This is a genomic window from Candidatus Cryosericum odellii, from assembly GCF_003570935.1.
GTDB classification, from domain to species: domain Bacteria; phylum Caldisericota; class Caldisericia; order Cryosericales; family Cryosericaceae; genus Cryosericum; species Cryosericum odellii.
Genome location: NZ_QXIU01000194.1, coordinates 481 through 5901, shown reverse-complemented (window position 1 = coordinate 5901; position 5421 = coordinate 481). Strand labels below are relative to the sequence as shown.

General features: G+C 61.1%; 4 protein-coding genes and 2 pseudogenes (1 of these 6 only partly in view). 1 reads left to right on the top strand and 5 read right to left on the bottom strand.

Annotated elements, in window-relative coordinates; translation table 11 throughout:
- The 3 genes and pseudogenes from SMC5_RS07845 to SMC5_RS07835 form a co-directional block, all read right to left on the bottom strand.
- Positions 1 to 334: pseudogene (locus SMC5_RS07845) on the bottom strand (hypothetical protein); the annotation flags it as partial.
- Positions 335 to 350: 16 nt separating this feature from the next.
- On the bottom strand, positions 351 to 1391 hold the full coding sequence (locus tag SMC5_RS07840) for a threonine synthase (RefSeq protein ID WP_207799150.1): 1041 nt from the start codon (positions 1389 to 1391) through the stop codon (positions 351 to 353).
- A 77-nt stretch (positions 1392 to 1468) separates the two neighbouring features.
- Positions 1469 to 2188: an L-2-amino-thiazoline-4-carboxylic acid hydrolase gene (locus SMC5_RS07835; RefSeq protein ID WP_165849031.1), complete on the bottom strand. Its 720-nt coding sequence runs from the start codon at positions 2186 to 2188 to the stop codon at positions 1469 to 1471.
- A gap of 116 nt (positions 2189 to 2304) precedes the next feature.
- Here SMC5_RS07835 and SMC5_RS07830 point away from each other — a divergent pair, with 116 nt between their 5' ends.
- Positions 2305 to 3039 (top strand): phosphatase PAP2 family protein, encoded by a 735-nt coding sequence (locus tag SMC5_RS07830; RefSeq protein WP_165846331.1) that lies wholly within the window; start codon positions 2305 to 2307, stop codon positions 3037 to 3039.
- Here the strand turns inward: SMC5_RS07830 and SMC5_RS07825 are convergent.
- Complete coding sequence (locus tag SMC5_RS07825) at positions 2997 to 4220, bottom strand: MFS transporter (RefSeq protein ID WP_119120263.1); 1224 nt, start codon at positions 4218 to 4220, stop codon at positions 2997 to 2999. The genes SMC5_RS07830 and SMC5_RS07825 overlap by 43 nt on opposite strands.
- Before the next feature lie 49 nt (positions 4221 to 4269).
- Positions 4270 to 5421, bottom strand: a pseudogene (gene eno / locus SMC5_RS07820) (phosphopyruvate hydratase) (it continues 65 nt past the right edge of the window).

Genomic DNA, 5421 nt, shown 5'->3' with positions numbered 1-5421 from the left:
AGACAGGAGCAGTCGGAATGCCTGATGTGAGACCGCCAAGGACCGCAGCTTCCTCCACGTGGTCTCGGTAGTTCTTGCCCAGGCAGATGATGTTGCGTCGTGGATGCGGGATGGGAGCGACGAGCTCGACATCTGTGACGGGCAAGCCCGTGTCCGGTGGGACCGATACCGCCTGCAATCGGGAACCCAGATCCCTCCACTGTTCGATGAGCTCGATCATCGTCGCGGGAGCATCGACACCCAGTAGTTGGCTGAGCGGCACCATCCGGGTGTAATCTTGTGTGACAAGTCCCACCTGCTCGAGACCCAGGTACGAAAATGTTGCTAGTTGCATGACTGACCTCCTCCTGTCAGAGAGACTCCACGAGTTCGGCGATCTTGGCCGCCGCTTTCAACCCGTGTCCAGTAAACGCTGTGACGATCGTTTCGCCCGGCGCTGCGGTGTGGGCATACCTGCGCGCGCCTGCGATAACCGCTGCGGACGTCGGCTCGATAAACCAGCCCCCTCGGCAGCAATCCCGAAGACTTGCGACGATCTCCTGTTCAGAAACAACCACGAACGATCCATCAGTGGCACGCACTGCTGCCAGTACCTGCGAACCACGTGCAGGGGTCGCAATGGCGATGCCCTCAGCAACCGTACGGCTCGCATGGATCTCGATGGGTTCATCCAGGCCCTCCGCGAACGCACCTGCAAGAGGTGCACACGCCGCAGTCTGTACAGCAATAATGCGTGGCATGTGACTCACGATTCCCGCCCGTGTCAGCTCCGTGAACCCCAGATATGCGCCCAGCAGCAGTGTGCCGTTGCCTGCGGGCAGGACCAGGGTATCGGGGGCTGTCCAGCCGAGCTGTTCGGCGACCTCATACGCAAACGTCTTCGTCCCCTGCAGAAACCAGGGATTGTACACATGGCTGGCGTACACATACGTCGCAGCCGCCTCGAGCGCCGCGCGCGCCGTGTCTTCACGCGTTCCGGGGACGAGGTGCAGTGTCGCCCCATATGCCTCGACCTGCGCCGTCTTGGCCGGGGACGTGTCCAGAGGGACATAGATGTCGCAGGCGATACCCACGCGAGCAGCATAAGCGGCCACCGCACACCCCGCGTTCCCTGAGGAATCCTCGACGACCCGCTCGACCCCCAACTCGTACAGGTGGGTCATGAGCACTGCTGCGCCCCGGTCCTTGTATGAACCGGTGGGAAACAGCTGCTCCTGCTTGACGAGAAGCTGCCGGCCCTCGAACGTCACCGGAAGGAGGGGCGTCCAGCCCTCTCCCATCGTCACGACGTCATCACCGACGGGCAGTGCCTCACGGTAGCGCCACTGGTCGTACGGTCGGCCGGCCGTCATCCCGGGCCGGAAGGACGGCTCGAACCGCAGGTCCAGCATGCCTCCACACTCACAGCGCAGGCGCCTTCCATCATCGTCGTAGTCCCGACCGCACCGGGTACAGCACAGGGAGTACCTCATCGTCCCTCCGGAAGCACGTCGAAATCGGTACCGGCATCCCCAGCGAGGATGCCTGCCATAGCGGGACCGAATCGTACGGCAAAGATCTCCAACACCTCCTGTGAGGCTGCAAAACCGGCAGAACCCAGCTCCCGCTGCAGTACTGCTCTCATCGTGGCAAAGAGATGAACCGCGTGGTAACTCCACGGGAGAATCCGCTTCTCCTGATCTCGCTGTGCCTCTTCGTGGACCAGGGTCCCCTCGAACGCGCCGTGATAGATGAACTGACACATTCGGCTTCCGTTCGTCCTCGTCCCTTTCACGTCGACAATCAGGTCGGCGTTGAACCCACGCACAACAGCCTTGTCGATCTCCTGGCAGTAGTACTTGCCATAGTCAGTAAGTCCTTCCTGCTGCCACGTCGTGGCCCAGCAGCAGCGACGTACCTGAGTCCGGAGGTCTCCTCGCCAGGGCAGGCCGGTCTGCTGCATCTCGCCCACAGGAACCTCCCACTCACGATATGACAGATAGCTCGCCATGGAGAGAGGCTGTCCATCCTGCTGTGCCCGCAACGCCATGCGATGGCCGCGCTGTTCGCCATACAATCGGACGGCCGCGCGTATGACAGACACAGCGTCCTCCTCGCCAATACGCACGATCGCCTCCCGTGCGATCCACGCGAACAGCAGCGCGTGGTGTTCGGCAGTAAAGGCTTCTCTGGTCTCCACGTCGTGCACTCGTACCTCCTGGAGTCCTCCGGAAATGAGCTCCTGTCTCTGAAGTGTATCGGGACAACCCCGTCAGGCAAGCCCAGACGTGCATGTTTTCCTATCTATTCTGCTATCATATCTGTATGAGAAAACAGGCTTCATTCATCGTGAAACGCATCCAAGAGTGGCTGGCGAACCCCTGGCCATTTGCGGTGCTGGTCGGTACGGCGCTGATCTACGTCGTCTTCCTTGCTTCGGGCCTCGCGGAGGAGGTACTCGACAATGAGAGCATCGTCCGCGTAGACGGCTGGCTCGTGCACTGGCTGGCCGCGCACCGTACGCCGTTCGGTATAGGCTTCTTCGAGACAGTCTCGTTTGTGGGCAACTGGGAGATAGCAATCCTGGTGATAGTTGCCGCAGTCGTCTTCCTGTGGAACCGCAGACGACGAGCAGCCCTCACACTGGCGTTGGCCTGCGCCGGATCAGAACTGGTCGTCTACTTTGGCAAGGCCGGTTTCGGACGTCCGCGTCCACCAGCTATTCTCTCTGTCGTGACAGAGTTGGATGGCAGCTTCCCGTCAGGTCACGCAAACATCTCGGTCGCCCTCTACGCGCTGGGTTTCTACCTGCTGTTCCGCGCCACGCGCTCATCGCGCCTCAGGAGACTCTGGCTTGCCCTGGCATTCCTCTTCCCTCTGCTGATCGGGTTCGGTCGCCTGTACCTCGGCGCGCACTACCTGTCGGACGTCCTCGCAGGATGGGGTGTCGGGCTGTGGTGGTCCATTCTCGTTCTGGGCATACCCGGCTTTGTCCGTCGGCGGAGAGGCGTGAAACGTCAGACAGCAGACTTGAGGTCGCGCCCGAACACCGCGAAGTAGATTGTGCCGGCCGCCCCGAAGGCCGCAGCGGTGAAGAAGTTCACTCCCGGTCCCCTGTTCCACAACCAGGCGGCGCCAAATGCGGCGACCGAGACAATGAGGTCGCGCAGGAGATAGTACGTCCCAAACGTCGACGCCTTGGCGTTCTCCGGAGCAAGGTCCATGATCAGCGCCTTCCGCGTCGGCTCGCCGTATTCCTTGAGCCCACGCAGGACGAAGGCGCCGCACAGAGCAGGGAATGACCGGCTGAAGTACAGCACGATCGGGAATGCCGTAAAGAAGACGAAGGTCGTCAGCACAAACGGTTTCTTGCTGTTGCGGTCGGCCAGGATCGCAATGGGGATGTAGACGAGCATCGCGGTCACCATCTCGATCGTGGTCAGGACGCCAAACTGCAGGGGCGTAATGCCATTTCGGTCCACAACCCACAGCACGACGAACGCATAGGGAATCTGTTCGGCGAACCGAATGAGGATGTCCGAAATGAGCAGGTTGCGCAGGTCGGGCGTAATGAAGCGGATGGAATCCCTGAGGTGAACAGCACGGTCCTTCTTGCCTGCGTCCGGGTCTTCTTCGATGAAGAAGACCTCCAGCACGATGGCCACGGCCCCCAGCAGGAGGGCGACCCCGAACGAGATGCGGACACCCTTGATGCGTCCGAACACCTGGATAAGCGCGCCACCCACGAGTGGCCCCAGGGCCATGGGGATACGCCGTGTCAGCGAGTGGAGGCTGACACCCATTGTGCGCTTGTCCTTTGGGACAGCCTTGCTGACCAGTGACATGATCGCAGGCAGTGAGATAGCGGTCCAGGAGATGAAGAAGACAGCGCCGATGAGGACCGCCCACCAGGTGGGGACGAGAATGACGATCACATACCCCACCATCGCGACGAGGTTGAACACGATGAGCGCTTTCTTGTAGCCCAGCAGGTCGCTAAGGTATCCGCCGGGAAAGCTGTACAGTGCTGACAGCAGGTTGTCCATGCCGTTCAGCGAGCCGACCGCCCACGTCGTGCCACCGACGGCCATAAGATAAAGGGGAAGGAACCGCTCGGCCATCTTCTCGCCCATACCCACCAGAACAACCATGGCAAGCAGGGCGATCATGCTGGAGTTCAGCGCAAAGAAGCTGCGGATGACGCCGGTAATGCTACGGCGCGGCACGCGCTCCTGATTCATCTTGTGGGCAGGAATCGTGCCGCGCCGTTCACTTACTCTTTTCCGTTACCTAGGGCCGTACAAACGCGGCGTGTCCAGCGTATGAGGCCTGGTTGCCCAGTTCCTCCTCGATACGCATGAGCTGATTGTACTTCTCGACACGTTCACCACGACAGGGCGCGCCCGTCTTCAGGTGGCCTGTGCCCATACCGACGGTGAGGTCGGCAATGAAGCTGTCGACCGTCTCGCCGCTGCGGTGGGAGACCATAGCTCCCCACCCAGCCTTGCGCGCCATTGTGATGGCTGCAATGGTCTCGGTCAGCGTGCCGATCTGGTTCAGCTTGATGAGCACGGCGTTGGCCGCGTTCTCGTCGATCCCGCGCTGAATGCGTTCGACATTCGTGACAAACAGGTCGTCGCCGACAAGCTCGATCTTCTGCCCGATGGTCTGGTTCAGCAACTTCCAGCCGTCCCAGTCGTCTTCGGCCAGGCCGTCCTCGAGGACGACGAGAGGATACTTTTCCACCCAGTCGGCATACATGGCGACCATTTCAGCGGAGGTCGCTTTGCGGCCCTCCGTGCGCAGGTTGTACAAGCCGTCTTCATAGAAGCCGCTGGAAGCTGGATCGAGAGCAATGGCGATCTGCTCGCCTGGTTTGTACCCAGCTTTCTCGATGGCCTGGATGATCAGCTCGATGGCGTCGGCGTTGCGCTTGAGCGCCGGAGCAAATCCACCCTCGTCACCGACGCCGGTGGTGTAGCCGGCAGCCTTGAGAACGCCCTGGAGCGTATGATACGTTTCGCTTGCCCAGCGCACAGCTTCCCGGAACGTGGGTGCCCCCACCGGCGCAATCATGAATTCCTGCAGGTCGGTTCCCTGCCAGTTGGCGTGGACACCGCCGTTCATGATGTTGAACATGGGGACGGGCAGCACTGTCGCTGTCACGCCGCCGATGTACCGGTACAGCGGAAGGTCACAGGCCAGCGCTGCAACCCGTGCGGTTGCCAGGCTGACGCCCAGGATGGCGTTGGCGCCCAGTTTTGTCTTGTGGGGCGTGCCGTCCAGCTCGATCATTGCATGGTCGATACCGGCCTGGTCAGTCGCATCTTTGCCCATGACAGCGGACGCTATCTCTTTGTTCACATGCTCTACGGCCTTCAGGACGCCCTTCCCGCCATAGCGGGCCTTGTCGCCGTCACGCAGTTCCAGTGCTTCATGAAT

Coding starts and splice junctions, on each gene's coding strand:
- SMC5_RS07840 (WP_207799150.1), bottom strand. CDS start 1,391: ATGCTGGACCTGCGGTTCGAGCCGTCCTTCCGGCCCGGGATGACGGCC.
- SMC5_RS07830 (WP_165846331.1), top strand. CDS start 2,305: ATGAGAAAACAGGCTTCATTCATCGTGAAACGCATCCAAGAGTGGCTG.
- SMC5_RS07825 (WP_119120263.1), bottom strand. CDS start 4,220: ATGAATCAGGAGCGCGTGCCGCGCCGTAGCATTACCGGCGTCATCCGC.